This is a genomic window from Frigidibacter sp. MR17.24, assembly GCF_037095655.1.
Classification (GTDB): Bacteria; Pseudomonadota; Alphaproteobacteria; order Rhodobacterales; family Rhodobacteraceae; genus Frigidibacter.
Window position 1 is genome coordinate 1 of record NZ_JBAWKE010000001.1, and the last position, 17118, is coordinate 17118.

The following is a 17118-nucleotide window of genomic DNA, read 5'->3' on the forward strand; positions in this document are numbered from 1 at the left end:
GCAGGGCGCGGTCTCGCGGGCATGCTCGAAGGATCTGCGCATCTCGCGCAGGAGGTCTCCGAGATGTCCGGCCGCCTGCCACTCGCCATAGGAGGCCTGGACGCAGCTGATCCCGGCGGCATTCGCCATGGCGCGCGCGAGCCATGTCTTGCCAGTGCCGGGCGGGCCGTAAAGGAGGAGCGAGCGGCTCAGCTCCGACCAGGCGACCTCGCCCCGCTGCCAGCCCTGCAGGTCGCTCACCATCCGGCGCGCGGTGGTCAGTGCCTTTGATGTGCCGGTCATCGCGTCGAGATCGGGCCCGGATCGCGGTGCGGTCGGCGCGGAGTTCCGCAGGAGTTGCGCGATGCGTTCGGCCACGGTGTGTGCGGTCTCGGCGCGCAATGCGATCTGCAATGCGCCGGGCGTGAGGGTCGCAAGTGCCGCGTCATCGGGCAGGGCCGCACGCACCGTGACCTCGTCGATGCGGCCCGTTGCGGAATGGGTGTGCCGAAGCAGTGTGATCAGGATGTCTGTGTCGAGATCGGGAAGTTCCTGAACCGGGGGAAGAAGTTCTGCGACCTTGTTCGGGATCCTGTAGCCGGAGGGCAGGGTGATCAGCACCGGGCCGGCCTCTTCCAGCACGCGGCCGATGGCGGCGGTGAAGCGAGCCTCTGCGGGAGTCGTCACATGGCCCGAGCCCTGCACCTCGGGCGCGGCCACGAAGAGCGTCGGCTTCGTCGGATCGCCGTCGTCCTGATAGCGGCTCGCCCGCCAGGTCTCTGGTAGGAAGGCCTGGCGCAGAAGCTTCTTCAGCGCGCCTGCGTCGTCGATCCCGGCAAGGATCGTCACCGCGCCCGGGGCGAGCCACCGGGCCAGCGCGCCTTGCGTGCCGATCAGGGCCGCGATCCGGATCGCGAGCAGCAGCCGGTGCGGATGCACCCAGACGCCCGGGCGATGTGCGCCCGAGGTGAGATCGATCGCCTCGGGATCGGCCCCGCTCTCGCGCAGCGCCGCGCGGTCGTCGGGGTGATGGCGGTCGATGGCGCCGCTGGTCACCAGCATCTCGGTCAGCAGGCGGCCACGGGGCGTCAGTTGGTAAGGCGGGCGCTCGCCGTCATCCTCATCGGTGTCCCTGTCTCCGTTGGCGTCCTTGTCCTTGTCGGTGCCGCGCAGCGGCTCGTGCCGGCGCAGCCGCGCGATGGCGCTTTCCGCGAGCGGCAGCCAGATCGGCGGCGGAAGGGAAGTCTGTTCGGGCATGGGCAGTCTCACTCTCTGTCAGGGGGCATCTTCGAAGAGGTCGGGGCATCTGTTCCCGTCAGCGGGTGAGCCCGGAGTTCTCGAGGGCATCCAGCATCTGCAGGATCACCTGGCCGAGGCGGGCGTCGTAGATCTCCGATCCGACGCGCAGGACGTCGCGGTAGCGCTCGGGTGCGACGACGGCCTCGGGCGAATGCTGGCGCAGCTTGCGGTGCATGCGCTTCTCGATCTGCAGCGCCCGGTGGCCGGTGCGGACCGGGATCCGACGCAGGATCTCGGCGTCGAGGTCGGGCCGGCGCTTCAGCTGGTAGTGCAGCCGCGAATGGGGATTGCGGCTGTAGCCGAGCTTCACGAACTCGGCCCCGTCCGGGTGGCGGATGCGCATCGCGTAGATCCAGCTTGGCGAGGCGGACCATCCGGTGCTGCAGGACGTGCACTGCACGCGCTGGGACTGCATGTTCGCGCGGGCGATCCGCTGGCGATGGCCACAGCGTTCGGGCCCCTCTCCGACATGGGTGTAGATGCGGTAGTTCGGGTCCTTGTCAGGGTCCGCGCCGACGAGCTCCCAGCCGTGCACCTGCGCCTCGGCGGCCTCCTTCGCGTCGTGGCAGGTCTCGCATCGGAGGCCGGTCTCGCCGCGGGCGGCGCGGCCGACCAGCTCGAACTGGCGGCGGGCCGTGTGGCCGCAGGGCATGCGGTAGTGGCCATAGTGGCGGTCGTCGGGATCGCGGTGCAGCCAGGTCAGGCCCGCGGCGTCGGCCTCGGTCCGCCACGCGCTCTCGAGGCAGTTCGGGCAGAGCGGCTGGGCCGTCCGCAGCGTGAAGATCTTCGAGACGCTGAGAGCCGCGCAGGTGTGGCAGCGCAGGGCAAGGTGGAAGCGGTCGCGGACCCGTGCGGTGATCTCGAAACCCTTGTCATGGGCGATGTCGATCCAGCTCGGCGTGAGCGGCATGTCGAGGATGGGGAGGATCTCGCCGTTGATGGTGAGCGTCTGGGGCAGGGGGATCTTGGTCATGGGCCTAGGGCTCCTGAAGAGGATGCGGGCGATCCGTGCAGGCATGGGGGTGCCGTCGCGCGGGCAGGGGATGCGGGCGCGGTTCGGATGGCCGGGGTCTGGCTCCCGCGCATGCGCGCGGGAGGGACCGGGTCGGCGGGCTGTCAGGGAAAGAGCGAGCCGGGGTTAGCCGCGCGGCAGCTTGGGTGCGCTGACCGTGTCGGCCTCAAACAGCTCGGTGATCGCCGGCGAGAGCGCGTCGGGGAGGTAGATGTCGAGCGAGGCCATCGTCTCGAGCCGTTGCGCCGCCGTCAGCAGCATCCGGTCGACGCGCAGCGCTGTGGCAGTGGTGCCTTCGCAGCGGAACAGGTGCTCGTAGTGCACGACCATTGGGTGCAGGCGTTGGAACGTCCCGGGTTCTTCGGATCCGGTCATGCCCTCGATCAGCATCGCCATCCGCCGCAGGGGCTCGTCCTCGTCGCGGGTCTCCTCGGCATCGGTCAGCGCGAGGACCTGGCGCGAGAGCCTGGTCTGGATCTCCTCGGCGTCGCGCAGCCAGTTGGCGAAGGCCGGGTCCCAGATGTCGACATCCTCGATGTCGCGTTCGGCCTCGATATGCAGCGCGAGCGTGCCGAGCAGCGCGCTGAACGCGATCGAGATCGGCGAGGGCACGTAGCGGTCTTCCGAGCCGGGCGTGATGGTGGTAGCGGTGAGCGTAGCCATTGGTCGATCTCCGGATACGAGATGGGTCTTGGTCAGAGCGGGGCAGGGTGCTCGAACACCTTGCCTTCGCTCGCTCAATGTGGCATTGAAGCATTATGATGTCAACATCAAAATGCAAGGAAGTTGCCATGGCTCCCCCGAAGAAGGACACCGAGGCCCTAACTCTCAGGCTGCCGCGCGAGATAATTGAAGCGATCGACGACCAGCGTCGTGAAGAAAAGGATCTGCCGACCCGTCCTGAAATGATACGCCGCGCGCTGGTGGAATGGCTCGCGGGGCGGGGCGTTCAGGTCTGAGAGCAGGCCGACAAGCGAGGGGTGGCGGGTGTTCTCGGTGGAGACGGAGGGCCAGCGCTGTCGGGTTCTCTGTGGGGCGTCAGGGCTTCATTGCGAGGCAAAGTGATCCCCTTGCCTCGTCAGTGGGGCGGTAATCTCTCAGATCGCCCATACCCCAAGAATCGTTGACCTTTCCGCGTGTCGTCAGCTGCCCGATAAAATGAACTGGGGTCACTTACTCCATATTATCGGGCAGGTCCTGCGCGTGACGGCCTGCCCGATAATATGGCAGCGGCTGAGGGCACCGGGCGGTGGTCATGGTCCGCGATCAGACTTCCAGCGACATCTTGGCGGCGGACGATGAGACGACGCTGGAGGCGGTTGGCCCACCCGTTGTGCGAGCCTCGAACCCGGCATGACTGCCGCAGGTGACCCCGGCAGGGTGGGCTAGGACCGAGACCTGTTCGTCGCTGGAAGACAGGCAGAGGGGGAAGGGTGGCTCCGGCCGAGAAGGCAGGCCCGGAGTGCCAGGTGATGTCTCCGTCGAGGAGGGCTGCCTTAGGCTCAAGGTGCTGATGACCATCTCAGTCCGAAAGGCCCTCCTCTGGGCAGGTTGAAGAGATGCCGAACCGGCGACCGGGATCTGGTTCTGTGCGTCTTCCTCTGTTCTTTGGTTATCTGGAATGGTCAGGCCGCCTATCGGCCTCTGGTTTGCCTGATGAAGGATCGTGGTCGCGTTCCGGCCGCGCCGGCTGGCTGGGCCGACGGTGTGGGTTCGGGCCGGCGGCATGTTGCTGCGGCGGGTTCCGGGCGTGGCGAGGATCGTCTCAGCGTCCGGGGCGGGCATTCGATGCATCTGGCGGGTGTCTCTCGCGCACCGCCGCGGGGTTGCTCTCCGTATCGTGGGCAGTCGCCCCTGCATTTGTGGGAGATATCTCAGGGCGTTGAAGCCGGGCGTCGCCAGAAACTCCGCCCAAATGGCGAACCGCAGCCAGACAGTGTCGGTCGGGCTGCGGTTCGGAGAGCCGGTAGGCGTGTGGCCCTTCCGGGCCGTGCCGTCGGTCAGTGTGCGAGGGGTTGCGCCTGCATCGGGGACGCATTCCTCTCGTCATTCGCGCTGTCTGCGTCGGTCCCGTCCGGTGCCATCGTTACGGGCGTGCGTTCCGCGTTGCGTGCGACCTTCCGGTCCATCGTCTTCAACTCGCGCAGGTAGCTCGCCAGCGTCCCGGCGGTGATCTTCATGCCGTTGGCGGCGAGGCGCTCCGCGATGTCCGAGAGGCTGTAGCCGAGTTCGGTGGCGGCGCGGATGTCGTCTGCCACGGCGTGCACCGTCTCACGTGCGGTGAAGGCGGTCTTCGGCTTCGGCTTCAGCGAGGTCAGCATCTCGCGGATGGAGGTGACGGTCTCGATCGAGACCTGCAGCGGTGGCGTCTTCATGTCGGCATTCCTTCTGTTAGGGCCGACAGTATTAGTAATCAGGTTTGCACCGGGTGTCGCAGCAAGGTTCGCGTAATCCACAGGTATGGGGGGCCGGAGGCGTCGAGGCATTCGGCGCAATGCATTCGCTCGCCGGCGGCAGGTGCCGGGGATGGTGTTCGGGTTCGGCAGGCCACGGTGGCATTCTTCAATCAGGATCGGCCACAGGGTAGGTGCCTTGCCGGGTCATTGCCGAGGGGCTGACACGCTGTATGAGCCCTGCATCCCATCTATAGCGAACCGATCCTGTCCGCAGCGCGCTTGACCCCTCAGCCCGGGTCAAATGTAGACGCCGAACTCCATCCTCACGAGCAGGTCTGAGACCTCTTTGAGACCTTCGGCGGTCTCGAGCATGTTCGCAGGACTGCGCCCGCCCAATGCCAGAGCGGGCTCTGCGAGCCAATCATCGGCGGCCTGAGGTGATCCAAGAGCCGAAGCCGCTTGCTCGCGGATGCATGCGATATTGATATCGTGGGGGGCACTCATGAGGCCGAGACTGCGTGCAACGACGTGCGAAGTCAAAGGGGCAAGCAGCGAACTCTGAGATGCCTGGTCAACGTCGAGGATAGTCGCCCTGATCTGAGACGGTCTGCTGCCAAGCAATAGCGAGCAACTTATGACGTATGGTGGATGATCTTTCGTTAGCGGATCGCGGCGAAAACGCATAGCCGCGTCAATTTTCCAGATCGCGTGGACACACAGGCCGTTGCTGGGTCGTGGCACCGGCCAAGATCAGCCCTGCCACAAAAGGCTACAATCTTTGCGAAAGCCGTAGCAGACTCGAGGCAGAGAGCATAGGTTTCGTTTCCAATGATGCGCGGAAGGTGGATTGTTATCATGATGCTTGCGCCGCTTGCCCTGCCTGCAGCGTCGAAGCCCCTCGTTTGCACCCATTAATGGCGTGCTGTGATCGATCCTTGTGATCCGAAACTGACAGGCGAAACGGCGAATGCGTGCGCCCGCCGAACACGGTAGGACCTTTCGGCCTGATGCCTTGGTTCGTGGCATTTGTGCGTTCCGGGCACGCGGCAGGCTCAGAAATCGTCCTGCCGGCCACGCAGGCGGATCTGCATCAGCGTGCCCTCGCGCCGGGCACGCGCGGTGCGGCCGCGCTGGAGGAACCAGCGTCGCAAATGTAGAAAGGCCATTCCGCCACCTGCCAGCAGGCCAAGCGTCGGCGCCCAGCGATCCAGTCGGCTGGCGCCGCCATCGGCCATCGCGTAGCCCATCAGGGCCGTCGCAGCGGCGAGTCCGAGACACCAGGCGAGGTGCCTGTCGCCCACGGCGCGACGAAGAATCGGCACACTGCCAAGGCCGTAGCCGAGACCCGAAGGGGCGAGGAGAACCACGAATTCATCGGTCATGGCGGCGATCTAGCATCCCGCGACGCAGACCGGGAGTGGGTTCTCGACGGCCGTCGCCCTGATCACGCGAACTCGACGGAACTGCGCCAGCGCCCTCTGCGCTGTCTACGGAAGCGCAGTGCGGTGCCTTTGTTGAGAAAGGCGCGACCGATCCCCATCGAAGGAGTCCAGCCATGTCCGATGACAAGCCCGATCTGGCAAAAGGTGTGAAGGCCGAAGATCTGCGTGAGGCAAGCCCGATGATCGGGCTCTATGAGGGGCAGGAGGTGATCCTGGTCCGTCACGGGCGCGAGCTTTCGGCACTCTCCGCGAAATGCACCCATCTCGGAGCCTCCCTCGAAAAGGGGCTCGTCGTGGAAGGGCAGGTCAGGTGCCCGTGGCACCATGCGCGCTTTTCGCTGGCGGACGGGACTGCCGAAGGTGGACCTGCAATCCAGTCGCTGTCGTGTTTCCGGGTCGAGGAGACCGATGGGCTGATCCGCGTGCTTGGCAAGAAGGCCGCGCCCTCGCCAAAGTCCAAGGCCAACGCAGAGCGGATCGTCGTCGTGGGCACCGGAGCCGGCGGACATGCACTTGCCGCTGCGCTCGGCCGCGCTGGCCGCGGCGCCGACGTGACGCTCATCGGTGCAGAACCGGACGCGCCCTATGACCGGACCTTCTGCTCGAAGCAATATCTTCAAGGCGGTAAGAGCCGCGACGAATGTTTCCTGCCCGTGGAAGGGTTGGACCAGGTGAAAATCCGGACCGGCACCGAGATCACGGGAGTCGATGTTCAAAGCCGTGAACTCGAGACCGCGCTGAGCGCATAGGTTACGACCGGCTGGTGCTGGCCACCGGCGCCTCGCCGAAAAGACCCGACTTCCCGGGCGCGGAACAGGGGCACCTCCTGCGCAGCCTCGCCGATGCGGATGCCCTCATCGCCGCTGCGACGGCCGCGCGCACGGCGGTCGTTCTTGGGGCAAGTTTCATCGGGCTCGAGGTGGCCGCGGCGCTGCGTGCCCGCGACATCGAGGTGACAGTGGTCGCACAGGGCACGTTGCCATTGGCCCGGATCCTCGGCGATGAGGCGGGGCGCCACATCATGAACCTGCACATCGACAAGGGCGTCCGCTTCCGGATGGGCGAGACGGTCGCCTCCTTCGAAGATGGCACGGTCGTCACCGACACAGGCGCGCGGATCCCCACGGATCTTCTGGTGCTGGGCACCGGTGTCGCGCCGCGGATCGGTCTGGCAGAGGCGGCCGGGCTGGATATGGCCGAGGGCGGCGTCGCGGTCGACGCGACGCTGCGCAGCTCGGATCCGGCGATCTGGGCAATCGGCGACATCGCCGCCGTGCCCGTTCCCCTGTCCGGGCAGCGGCAACGGATCGAGCACTGGGTTCATGCGCAGCGCATGGGCGAACATCTCGCGCAAGACTTCCTTGCCGGGACTGCGACCCCATTCCGGGCGGCGCCGTTCTTCTGGACAGGCTTTTACGGAAAGCAATTCCGCTATGTTGGCCATGCCCGACCCGAGCAGGTCGAGGTCGACGGCGACGTTCAGGGCGGAACCTTCGCAATCCGTTACCGGGACGCATCGGACTCGGCCCTTCTGACGAGCGGGCGCGACATGCTCGCCCTGGAGGACGAACGGGCCCGCGAAGTCGCGGCGCGGTCGTGATCCAAACATGCCTCGGACAGGTGGTTAGGAACCAACCGCGTCCCGGCGGGTTCGCTCGGCAGCATCCGCGGTAGGTTGCCTGTCGGTCGGGTCACCGGCGATCTGGGGGGATCATGGACATCTCGGAACTTGCGCATGCAACGCCAGATCGGGCGGCGCCGGAATGGTGGCTGAACAAGGTCAGGGCGGCGAGGATGCGTCTCGACCAACCCCGGGTTCTGTCTTCCTCTATCCGTCCGTCTGGGTCCGACGCCGCCGCGGAACCACCGGAAGAGGTGTGAGGTCAGCGGTAGTCATAGGGTCGGCGCCTTCGGCCGGATCGGTCCGTGGCGCTGATCACCATCCCATGCGAGGCTAGCAGATGACCGACAGTGAAAAGCGCATCCACACCCCGACCGGCCACGACAAGGGCACCCCGGTCTACGACCATCCGACCGGCGGCTGGGGATCGCTGCGCGGCGTGTCGCAGGTGTTCCGCGAGGCGGAGGCCGGCAGCGAGGCGATCGGCATCCTCGGCGGGCTGAACAAACCCAAGGGCGTGATGTGCCCCTCCTGCGCCTGGGCCAAGCCCGCGAAGGCCAAGACCTTCGAATTCTGCGAGAACGGCGCGAAATCCGTCCTGTGGGAGCTGATGCGCGACCGCGTCGGCGCAGAGTTCTTCGACGCGCATCCGCTGTCCGAGCTGCGCGGCTGGCATGACCATGACCTCGAAAAGGCCGGCCGCCTGACCGAACCGGTGCGCTACGATCCCGCCTCGGACCGCTATCGTCCCGTCGCCTGGGCGGATGCATTCGCCGAGATCGGCGCTCATCTGCGGGCCCATGATCCCAAGACCTCGGTCTTCTACGCCTCGGGTCACGCCGGGCTCGAGGCCTCGTATCTCTATGCGCTTTTCGCGCGTGCCATGGGGCACCAGAACCTGCCGCAATCGTCGAACATGTGCCACGAGACGACCTCGGTGAACCTCAAGCGCGTGATCGGCACGCCGGTCGGCACCTGCACGCTCGAGGATTTCGAAGTCTGCGACGCGATCTTCTTCTTCGGCCAGAACACCGGCACCAATTCGCCCCGCTTCCTGCACCAGCTGAAGGCGGCGGTGGATCGCGGCTGCCGGATCGTCACCTTCAATCCGCTGCGCGAGCGCGGGCTGATCGAATTCGCCGATCCGCAGAACCCGGTGCAGATGACCTTCGGAAAGCCCACGCGGATTTCCGAGAAATACTACCAGCTGCGTCCGGGCGGCGACGTGGCGGTGCTGGCGGGCATGATCAAGCACGTTCTCGCCGCCGAGGACGCCGCCCCGGGGACCGTGCTCGACCACGCGTTCCTTGACGCCGAGACGCACGGCGGCGGCGCGGCGATGGCGGCGATCCGCACCATGGGCTGGGACGAGATCGAGACGGTCTCGGGTCTCACGCGGGCGATGATCGAGGAGGCTGCCGACATCTATCTGGGCGCCGAGCGGGTCATCGGCATCTACGGCATGGGCCTGACCCAGCATGTGCACGGCTGGCTGAACATCGGCATGCTGGTGAACCTGCTTCTCTTGCGTGGCCACATGGGGCGGCCCGGCACCGGCATCTCGCCGGTGCGCGGCCATTCCAACGTGCAAGGTCAACGCACCGTCGGCATCGGCGAAAAGTCCGACCACATGCCCGCCGACCGGCTGCGCGCGCTCTTCGGGATCGAGGCGCCGAACGAGGACGGCATGAACGCGGTCGAGGCCTGCGAGGCCTTGTTGGAGGGCCGGCTGACGTCGATGATCTGTCTGGGTGGCAATCTCGTGCGGGCGCTGCCCGACAGCGAGCGGATCGAGGCCGCGTGGTCCACGCTTGGCCTGACGGTGCAGGTGGCGACCAAGCTCAACCGCTCGCATCTGGTGCCGGGGAAAGTGGCCTATCTGCTGCCCTGCCTCGGGCGCAGCGACGCCGACCTGCAGGACGGCATCGAGCAGGCGGTCTCGGTCGAGGATTCGCTGAGCCACATCTACGGCTCGATCGGCACCGCGACGCCCCCCGGCGAGCGGGTGCTGTCGGAGCTTGCGATCGTGGCCGGAATCGCGGCGGCGACGCTCGATCCCGATCCCCGGCTCGACTGGGACGGCTGGCGGCGCGACTACGCCCGCGTGCGCGACCTGATCGAGCAAACCTTCCCCGACCAGTTTGACCGGTTCAACGAGCGCCTGTTCCAGCCGGGCGGCTTCTACCGCGGCAGCCCGGTAAAGGACCGGATCTGGAAGACCGAAAGCCGCCGGGCCGAATTCACCACGCCCGACCGTGTCAGCGCCTTGGGCGTGGCACTGCCGGCGCGGGATCCGTCGCGGGCGATGACCCTCATCACCCTGCGCTCGAACGACCAGTTCAACACCACGATCTACGGCTTCTCCGACCGTCTGCGGGGTCTCGAGGGCAGCCGCGAGGTGGTGCTGATCAACCGCGACGAGATCGCGCGGCTGGGTCTGTCGGAGGGTCAACGCGTGGCGCTGGTCTCGACGGTCGAGGATGGTGTGCAGCGCCGGGTCGACGGATTGGCGGTCACGGCCTTCGACCTGCCGGAGGGCTGCGTGGCGGGATACTACCCCGAACTCAATCCGCTCATCCCGCTGGACCTGCACGAGCGGCATTCGAAAACGCCCGCCTACAAGGGCGCACCGGTTCGGATCGTCGCAGAATGATCCAGAGGAATTCACGGCAGGATCCGCGCCCCTTCCATCCGCAGACGCGCGGATGAGGCGCAAATCCGATCTGCCGAGCAAGCATTGCCCCGTCTGCGGCAGGCCGTTTCTCTGGCGCAGGAAATGGGCGCGCGACTGGCAGAATGTCATCTACTGTTCAGAGCGCTGCCGGCGCGCGGGGAAGCGGCCTCAGGCGGAAGGCGGGCAGGGAACGTCGCGACCGCCAGGCTCCAGCCATCCCTCGTAACGCACGATGAGGCCCCCGGTCACCGGAGCCTTCAGCGTCACGTCGAAATGGAAACGCCCGTCGCGGGCGCGTTCGCTGGCGTCGGAACCGGGCAGGAACGGTAATCATCCCCGTTTTTGACGGGACGATTTCGTAGAACTCACGCGACGAGTTTCAGCTTCTGGGCGGGTGTGATGCCGCCGATGCCCATGTTGGGGCGTTCATTGTTGTAGGTCCAGAGCCATTCGGTGGCTGCCATCTGGACCTCCTCGGGGCTGTCGAAGATGTAGAGGTCCAGCCACTCGTGACGGACCGTCCGGTTGTAGCGCTCGACATAGGCGTTCTGCTGGGGCTTGCCGGGCTGGATGTAGGTCAGCGCGACGCTGTTCTTCTCGGCCCACTCCATCAGCGTCGAGCTGACGTATTCGGGTCCGTTGTCGACCCGGATCGACAGCGGCTTGCCCCGCCACTCAATGATCTGGTTCAGGGCCCGGACGACGCGCTCGGCCGGAAGCGAGAGGTCGACTTCGATGCCGAGCCCCTCTCTGTTGAAGTCGTCGAGGACGTTCAGAAGCCGGAACTGACGGCCATCCGCCAGGCGGTCTGCCATGAAGTCCATAGACCAGACCTGATTGGGCATATCGGGAACGCTCAGGGCCTCAGGCTTCTCGCGTCGGATGCACCGCCTCGGCTTTATCCGGAGGTTCAGCTCCAGCTCGCAGTAGATCCGACGGACCCGCTTGTGGTTCCACGGATGCCCCTGGACATTGCGCAGGTAGAGAAAGCAGAGCCCGAAACCCCAAGTCCTGTGCGCCCGCGTCAGGCCCACCAGCAGGTCGGCGATCACATCGTTCTCTTCATCGCGCTTCGGACTGTAACGAAAGCAGGTCTCGCTGACGCCGAAGGCACGACATGCCAGCGCGATGCTGACCCCTCGTGTCGCCACAGCCTTCACGGCCAACTCGCGGCGTTGAGCTGGCCGCACTACTTTTTTCTCAACGCTTCCTTCAACAGGTCGGCCTGCATGCTGAGATCCGCGAACATGCGCTTCAGCCGACGGTTCTCGTCCTCGAGCGCCTTCATCTGGCTCATCATCGAGGCATCCATGCCGCCATACCTGGACCGCCACTTGTAGAAACTGGCCGTGCTGATCCCGTGCTCGCGGCACAGCTCGGGCACGGCCACTCCGTTCTCAGCCTGGCGCAACACCGCCATGATCTGCGGCTCAGTGAAACGGCTCTTCCTCATCCGAATCTCCTCGGCTTGCGACGCGAGAAAATTCTATGATCAAAGCCCCTTAACCGTGGGGATGATTACCGAACCACCCGGGCAGAGGCAGCGGCCCGAGCCGGCCGGCGATGACCGGATATTGCAACGCGCCATCGGTCGTCACATGCGGGCCAAGTCGGAACGTGAACGGCCCGAACCGTTCGGTCATTCCGGCCGGGGTCGCGGAAAGTTGGGATCGGAGGGTTTTTTCGCCGAACCGACGGTCCCAGATCTCACCCCTTGGCACCGCCGTCTTGACAACCCTGACCTCCACATCCGGCGCTTGCCGGGGAAATCCGAAGATTCGCGCGATCAGCCGGGACCAGGGCCCGCCACCGCGTTCCACCGACCCGCGACCGACCCATTCGCTGCGGTCGCGCGTGAGATGCGTCTCGCGCACCTCACGCGGCAGCGTCGCGAAGGCGGGTCCGAGGACGCGCGGGAACGGATGGCGCCCCACGGCCATGTGCATTGGCGCCATTGCCTTCAGCGCGGCACATCCTCGTCGCGCCCCTGGCCGGACGCCGGCGGGCCGAGGGGGATGTCCTTGTGCACGGGCGCCCTGTCCGCGGGATCCCCCACCGGATCGGTGCGGCGGCCGTCGTAGGGGAGTGCCTCGATGTCGGCCGGAACGCCGGACCGGACCGGCCCCGTCAGGTCGACGCTGTCTGCGACCACGCGGACCGGCTTCATGGCCGCATCCGCACGGGCGATGCGACCCATGTCCTCGACAGGTTCGCGCATGAGCGGGGTTTCGGGGCTTGCACCGATCCGGCTGTCGTCGCCGTCGATCATCCGTCCTGCCGCCATGTCGACAGGCTTCTTCTTCGGGGCATCGGCATCGCCGAGCAGTTCGCGGTTCGCAGCCATGGGGTTTCCTTCGCTTGGTCTTTGAAATGCGAGGAAACAACGAGATGCTATGCTGCCGCGTTCCGATGCTGGCGACAGCCTCTAAGCCTTGTGATGACGCTTGCTCATGCGCTCGCCAGTTAAACGGATATCTTTACCCTCAAACCGGGCTTATTGTCCGTTTCGTTCAGTGTTGCATCAATCCGCTGAATCATTGCTTGCATCAGTGTCGTGCCGTAGCCACCCCCTCGGACACAGTCACTCTTGCCTATTCCGCGGTCAGCCACTGTGAGATCGAACCCATCACCGTTTGGATGCAGCGATACCTCGATCGGCCCCGGTTTGCCATCGTATGCGTATTTTTCAGCGTTGGTAATCAACTCGTTGACGATAAGACCTACCCCAACCGCAATTTCCGATGCTACATCGATAGGAGAAAGATCGAGGACAACCTGATCCTGCCAAATCGGGTCGACGCTGTTCAGCATATCGTCCATCAGTTCTTGTAGGTAACGAGCTAGATCAACTCGCTGCGCGCTATCCGGCTGATGGAGCCGGCGGTGCACGAGTCCAATCGCGCTGATGCGTCTCTGCGCCTCCGAAATCACTTCTTGGGCAGAGCGGCCATCACTGGCTCGCAGTTGCATACGGAGAAACGAACCCACCAACGCCAGCGAGTTCTGAATTCGATGGTTGGCTTCGTCGAGAACCTCGTCTTTCTGCTGAAGCAGAAGCTGATTATCGTGAAGCGCCTTCGTAAGTTCGGCATTCAGGGCTCTGGTCCGCAGATGCTGATGTGCCTCGGCTACAGCCTTTGAGATCCTGGTAGCTGCTTCCACTTGGCCGCGCGACCAGTCTTCTGATCTGCCGCGCACTGTCTCTGCCCATGCTTCGAATGAGGCTCGCGGCGTAAGAGCCGCCTGCGGGTCGCCACCGGCGTCCTTGTGCGGATTGCCTGCCCACTCGATCGATTGCAGGCGCTCTGCTCGAAGCCACAAAAAGTGCATCGGTTGTTCGAGGTTGATGCGAGTATAAAGAAGGCCGCTGGCTATCTCCCTACAATCAGCCGCAGCAGGCAGTTGCTCTGATAGCCGGTCGGTATGAACTGCGGCCAGAGACTGAAAGCCTCCGGCCCAGTCGATCATTTTCCTGATATGGTCACGGGATGGCGTAACACCGTCTGCGAAGACGTTAGCATCGCCCTGAAGCACGATTAGCCCATCGGCAGCGATAACCTTGCGCAGCACAGAGCCTGATCGCGCGAGCAATGTCTGCAGATCCTGGGCACCCGTCAGGTCGCGCAGGATACTGTCTTGCACATTACGCTGGTTTATACGTTCGCGGTAGGTGCGGGCCTCTTCCATAGCTGCAACCTGTCGCGCGAAGCTGCCGGCAAGTGTCCGCGCGGCAAGTCGGGCTCCCAGTGGGATTGGCCTAGGTTCGGTATGATGACAGGCGACCAATCCCCACAATTGACCATCGCGCACGATCGAAACAGATGCAGAAGCTCGCACGCCCATGTTTGCTAGGTAGGTCAGGTGGACGTGTGCCACGCTGCGCAACGTGCAGTCTGACAGATCGAGCTTGGGAAGTGCAGGATCGTTGCCGCGTAGCTGTTCAGGATTGTAAAAAGCATCAGGAATCACCCGGACCCGGTTGCGCACATAAAGCTCACGCGCCTGACGGGGAATGTCGCTTGCCGGGAAATGGTGATTGAGGAATGAGCGAAGAGCGTCTTCCTTTGCCTCGGCAATCACCTTCCCCGTGCCGTCCTCAAGGAACTGGTAGATCATCACCCGTCCATACCCGGTGATATTACGAAATTCTTGCGCGGCTGCGTCCGCCAACGTCTCGAGCCGAGTATGGCGGGCAAAGGTGGCCTCGGTCCGCTCGAGCGCTGCCAGCACCGTGTGCGCGGGAAGGACCTCTACGCCCTGCGGCTCCAGTTCGACAATGAGCCTTGGCGCGCCGCTGCTGTGTCCCACATCCTCTGTCCGCGACAGGTGGGCAGTAGCGAGAAACATCTCGTGCCGACCTTCGACTGCGCCAATAACGACGAGCGGATTCTCGGTGCCAGTTGGCTCTGTGACGAGCGCCGGAATAGGCAGCGAAAGAAGTATAGACAGGTCGGCTCCCAGCCAGTTGTCGGTTAGACGATCCTCGATCCGACCTGCACCGCCTTCAACGCGCAGTGTCGCGGGGTCGGCAACCAAGAGTAGTCCATGAGGTTGGATCGAACCCGGGATGTGAATGGGAGCTGTGTCGCAGCGCGCCAATTCGGCATTCGTCTGCATGTCGCGGCGGCGCATTGCGGGATCCTTGCATTTGGCTGGGGGACGCAGGTCCCTTGGCGTGACTGCCCGGATCTAACGCTAAAGGACAGCTCACGATCTTCGCGGAACGATCAGATGTCAATGCAACATTCCGCCTTTACGCGATCGTGCACGCCCTCCAGCTGCATGATTTTCGGGTGGTTGAGGGGGCTGCCAAGCCGTCAACTCGTCAGTCGATGCTCGACAACCTCCCGGTCAAGTGAAGCGTTTGGCTGGTGACGGATGTGCATTTGCCGCGCACCAGATGGACATAGTCCGAGCCGGTGGGCACCGCTGACTACTGGGTGGCGACCACCCGAGATTACTCTAGTCGATCAGGCCTATGATAGCAAAGCCAGCGACGAACTTGATGCGAAAAAATAGGCTGCGCATATTTATAGCAAATGGCAGTTGTGTTAATCCCAGCCGACTTGATATTTATTTGTAGATTGAGCGTGGAAAAATTCCAGCACTTAAGCCTCGCGCCTCCACCGCACCGCCTGCATTATCATCACCCTGTCGAAAGGATGAATCATCGCGGTTACCAGAGTAAAGGGTTTAACGGAATTTGGCTTAGAGGATATTTGGATGCGTCTCAAGCCTCTGCGGCAAGCAACGCAAATGCATTAACAAGATCAGCCTCAACGAATGGCTTCGGAACAACAACTGCCCGCTGAGATAATTCTGGGTAAGCCGAGGTTTGCCCCGACACTATCAGCGCGCGAAGGCCTGCTGTCTCAACATCCCCCAATAAATAAAAGCCAGATGGACCATCGCTGAGGTCAAGATCAATCGTCACCAAGTCTGGGCGATGCAATGTTATTCCTGTATTTGCTTCGGCCCTCGACGCAGCGGTCCCGACGACTTCATGGCCAAGTTCTTCCAATGTCATTTCAAGATCCATAGCGATCACAGGGTTGTCTTCACAGATCAGAATGCGCATTTTCGCTCGCCATTGTGTGCCGAAGATTATGTAACTCGCTGCGGCGGCTTCGGTTCCAGCTGAAGTCAGTTAGTAGAGCAGGTAGCGTCCTGGCCCGTGGGCCGTCAGTGAAATGCCGGTCGAATGGAAAGCTAATTCGGCCCGCCCTTCGAAGACGCTTGCTAGCGCGGAACGAATGAATTTCGAACCATATCCTGTGCGCTTTGGCTCGGCTACCGTCGGCCCTCCAGTCTCGCTCCATGTGAATATCTTTTCGTCATGTTCTGCGACTAGAGAAACTTTGACCTCGCCGTTAGGGGTGGAAAGAGCCCCATATTTAAGTGCGTTGGTTACAAGCTCATGCAAGACAAGAGCAAGAGTGCGCGCTGCCTCGGGCCTGAGAGCGGCTTCGACGTCGCCGGATAGTCGGAATTGGTGTCGGACTTCCGAGCTGTAGGGTGCAAGAAGCTCATTGCATAGTGTTTCGAACTGTATAATTTCGTCAGCACTCTTGTGAAGTTGGTCGTGGACCCGCGCGAGAGCGGAAAGACGCGCAATAAAATCGTCAACGTGCGGTCCTCCAACTTGTCGCTTGAGTGTCATTCCACAGATTGACTGGACCGTGCTGATGATGTTCTTCACGCGGTGATTCAGTTCCCGACGAAGGACGTCCTCGCGTTCAAGTTGATCTCGGATCCGAAGCTGTCGTTGCCGACTTGCCATAACTGCGTGGACAACGCCTTTAAGTTCCGTCAGAATAACGGGGCGCCGCATCGCTGTAACTCTTGCGTGCAGCAGCCGTGCCGCTGTTCTGCTCTGTAGCCGGTTAAGGTCCGCTGCCTGCTCCACTAGAATTATGACTGGCAGTTCTGACCAAGCCTCTTGACCGACCATGGCTTGCGAAAGTGAATCCAAAAGAGGACTTTCCAAGCTTTCTTGCATCAAGATCAGACAGCCCATGTCTATCAACGGTATGGATTGCCATTCGTTCGGACTGACAGCTTCGACTCTAAGTCCGAGGGCGTCGTAGAGGCTGCCCCATACTTCACGGTCTGCTCGCCTGTCACCGATAAACACGCAGCGCAGCGTCGGCTCCGACGCTGTGTCCGCGATCGGTGATGTGCTGTCATCCATCAGC

General features: G+C 63.6%; 18 protein-coding genes. 5 read left to right on the top strand and 13 right to left on the bottom strand.

Annotated features, from left to right (window positions below; all coding sequences use genetic code 11):
- The 3 genes from V8J39_RS00005 to V8J39_RS00015 all read right to left on the bottom strand — a co-directional run.
- Positions 1 to 1236: AAA family ATPase (locus V8J39_RS00005; RefSeq protein WP_336458825.1), on the bottom strand; the 1236-nt coding region annotated here is incomplete at its 3' end.
- A gap of 58 nt (positions 1237 to 1294) precedes the next feature.
- Positions 1295 to 2251, bottom strand: a complete 957-nt coding sequence (locus V8J39_RS00010; RefSeq protein WP_336458826.1) for a GIY-YIG nuclease family protein — start codon at positions 2249 to 2251, stop codon at positions 1295 to 1297.
- A 165-nt stretch (positions 2252 to 2416) separates the two neighbouring features.
- Positions 2417 to 2953, bottom strand: coding sequence for a hypothetical protein (locus V8J39_RS00015; RefSeq protein WP_336458827.1), 537 nt, complete (start codon positions 2951 to 2953; stop codon positions 2417 to 2419).
- A gap of 128 nt (positions 2954 to 3081) precedes the next feature.
- On the opposite strand from V8J39_RS00015, the gene V8J39_RS00020 reads away from it, so the two are divergent.
- Positions 3082 to 3249 (top strand): ribbon-helix-helix protein, CopG family, encoded by a 168-nt coding sequence (locus V8J39_RS00020; RefSeq protein ID WP_336458828.1) that lies wholly within the window; start codon positions 3082 to 3084, stop codon positions 3247 to 3249.
- Between the two features lie 1041 nt (positions 3250 to 4290).
- On the opposite strand, the gene V8J39_RS00025 is transcribed toward V8J39_RS00020, so the two are convergent.
- The 3 genes from V8J39_RS00025 to V8J39_RS00030 form a co-directional block, all read right to left on the bottom strand.
- Positions 4291 to 4665 carry a hypothetical protein gene (locus V8J39_RS00025; RefSeq protein WP_336458829.1) on the bottom strand — a complete coding sequence of 125 codons (375 nt, stop codon included), beginning with the start codon at positions 4663 to 4665 and terminating at the stop codon, positions 4291 to 4293.
- 318 nt (positions 4666 to 4983) lie between these two features.
- Positions 4984 to 5370 (bottom strand): antitoxin Xre/MbcA/ParS toxin-binding domain-containing protein, encoded by a 387-nt coding sequence (locus V8J39_RS23535; protein WP_442902536.1) that lies wholly within the window; start codon positions 5368 to 5370, stop codon positions 4984 to 4986.
- A gap of 368 nt (positions 5371 to 5738) precedes the next feature.
- Positions 5739 to 6068 carry a hypothetical protein gene (locus tag V8J39_RS00030; RefSeq protein WP_336458830.1) on the bottom strand — a complete coding sequence of 110 codons (330 nt, stop codon included), beginning with the start codon at positions 6066 to 6068 and terminating at the stop codon, positions 5739 to 5741.
- 173 nt (positions 6069 to 6241) lie between these two features.
- Between V8J39_RS00030 and V8J39_RS00035 the strand changes: the two genes are divergently transcribed.
- The 4 genes from V8J39_RS00035 to V8J39_RS00050 all read left to right on the top strand — a co-directional run bounded on the left by V8J39_RS00035 (position 6242) and on the right by V8J39_RS00050 (position 10649).
- Positions 6242 to 6877, top strand: coding sequence for a Rieske 2Fe-2S domain-containing protein (locus V8J39_RS00035; protein ID WP_336458831.1), 636 nt, complete (start codon positions 6242 to 6244; stop codon positions 6875 to 6877).
- Positions 6878 to 6891: 14 nt separating this feature from the next.
- A complete protein-coding gene (locus V8J39_RS00040) occupies positions 6892 to 7728 on the top strand; it encodes an NAD(P)/FAD-dependent oxidoreductase (RefSeq protein WP_336458832.1) in 837 nt (278 codons plus the stop codon).
- Positions 7729 to 8089: 361 nt separating this feature from the next.
- Positions 8090 to 10402 carry an FdhF/YdeP family oxidoreductase gene (locus V8J39_RS00045; RefSeq protein WP_336458833.1) on the top strand — a complete coding sequence of 771 codons (2313 nt, stop codon included), beginning with the start codon at positions 8090 to 8092 and terminating at the stop codon, positions 10400 to 10402.
- 52 nt (positions 10403 to 10454) lie between these two features.
- Entirely contained in the window at positions 10455 to 10649 is a 195-nt protein-coding gene (locus V8J39_RS00050; RefSeq protein WP_336458834.1) for a DUF2256 domain-containing protein, read from the top strand.
- Here V8J39_RS00050 and V8J39_RS23540 read toward each other — a convergent pair.
- The 7 genes from V8J39_RS23540 to V8J39_RS00080 form a co-directional block, all read right to left on the bottom strand.
- The gene (locus V8J39_RS23540; RefSeq protein ID WP_442902552.1) at positions 10592 to 10744 is read right to left on the bottom strand and encodes a DUF4166 domain-containing protein; all 153 of its coding nucleotides are present in this window, start codon (positions 10742 to 10744) and stop codon (positions 10592 to 10594) included. The two genes, V8J39_RS00050 and V8J39_RS23540, sit on opposite strands and share 58 nt — an antisense overlap.
- Positions 10745 to 10788: 44 nt before the next feature.
- A protein-coding gene (locus V8J39_RS00055; RefSeq protein WP_336458835.1) for an IS3 family transposase occupies positions 10789 to 11876 on the bottom strand; the annotation gives its coding sequence in 2 pieces (ribosomal slippage) (positions 10789 to 11624 and positions 11624 to 11876; 1089 coding nt in all).
- 49 nt (positions 11877 to 11925) lie between these two features.
- A complete protein-coding gene (locus V8J39_RS00060; protein WP_336458836.1) occupies positions 11926 to 12369 on the bottom strand; it encodes a DUF4166 domain-containing protein in 444 nt (147 codons plus the stop codon).
- A gap of 14 nt (positions 12370 to 12383) precedes the next feature.
- Positions 12384 to 12767, bottom strand: coding sequence for a hypothetical protein (locus V8J39_RS00065; protein ID WP_336458837.1), 384 nt, complete (start codon positions 12765 to 12767; stop codon positions 12384 to 12386).
- 119 nt (positions 12768 to 12886) lie between these two features.
- On the bottom strand, positions 12887 to 15055 hold the full coding sequence (locus tag V8J39_RS00070) for a histidine kinase dimerization/phosphoacceptor domain -containing protein (protein WP_336458838.1): 2169 nt from the start codon (positions 15053 to 15055) through the stop codon (positions 12887 to 12889).
- A gap of 598 nt (positions 15056 to 15653) precedes the next feature.
- Positions 15654 to 16001: a response regulator gene (locus V8J39_RS00075; RefSeq protein ID WP_336458839.1), complete on the bottom strand. Its 348-nt coding sequence runs from the start codon at positions 15999 to 16001 to the stop codon at positions 15654 to 15656.
- Positions 16002 to 16070: 69 nt separating this feature from the next.
- On the bottom strand, positions 16071 to 17114 hold the full coding sequence (locus V8J39_RS00080; protein WP_336458840.1) for a sensor histidine kinase: 1044 nt from the start codon (positions 17112 to 17114) through the stop codon (positions 16071 to 16073).
- Positions 17115 to 17118 lie beyond the last annotated feature (4 nt).

Coding starts and splice junctions, on each gene's coding strand:
- V8J39_RS00010 (WP_336458826.1), bottom strand. CDS start 2,251: ATGACCAAGATCCCCCTGCCCCAGACGCTCACCATCAACGGCGAGATC.
- V8J39_RS00075 (WP_336458839.1), bottom strand. CDS start 16,001: ATGCGCATTCTGATCTGTGAAGACAACCCTGTGATCGCTATGGATCTT.
- V8J39_RS00030 (WP_336458830.1), bottom strand. CDS start 6,068: ATGACCGATGAATTCGTGGTTCTCCTCGCCCCTTCGGGTCTCGGCTAC.
- V8J39_RS23535 (WP_442902536.1), bottom strand. CDS start 5,370: ATGCGTTTTCGCCGCGATCCGCTAACGAAAGATCATCCACCATACGTC.
- V8J39_RS00060 (WP_336458836.1), bottom strand. CDS start 12,369: ATGCACATGGCCGTGGGGCGCCATCCGTTCCCGCGCGTCCTCGGACCC.
- V8J39_RS00035 (WP_336458831.1), top strand. CDS start 6,242: ATGTCCGATGACAAGCCCGATCTGGCAAAAGGTGTGAAGGCCGAAGAT.
- V8J39_RS00065 (WP_336458837.1), bottom strand. CDS start 12,767: ATGGCTGCGAACCGCGAACTGCTCGGCGATGCCGATGCCCCGAAGAAG.
- V8J39_RS00050 (WP_336458834.1), top strand. CDS start 10,455: ATGAGGCGCAAATCCGATCTGCCGAGCAAGCATTGCCCCGTCTGCGGC.
- V8J39_RS00070 (WP_336458838.1), bottom strand. CDS start 15,055: ATGCGCCGCCGCGACATGCAGACGAATGCCGAATTGGCGCGCTGCGAC.
- V8J39_RS00025 (WP_336458829.1), bottom strand. CDS start 4,665: ATGAAGACGCCACCGCTGCAGGTCTCGATCGAGACCGTCACCTCCATC.
- V8J39_RS00080 (WP_336458840.1), bottom strand. CDS start 17,114: ATGGATGACAGCACATCACCGATCGCGGACACAGCGTCGGAGCCGACG.
- V8J39_RS00015 (WP_336458827.1), bottom strand. CDS start 2,953: ATGGCTACGCTCACCGCTACCACCATCACGCCCGGCTCGGAAGACCGC.
- V8J39_RS00045 (WP_336458833.1), top strand. CDS start 8,090: ATGACCGACAGTGAAAAGCGCATCCACACCCCGACCGGCCACGACAAG.
- V8J39_RS00020 (WP_336458828.1), top strand. CDS start 3,082: ATGGCTCCCCCGAAGAAGGACACCGAGGCCCTAACTCTCAGGCTGCCG.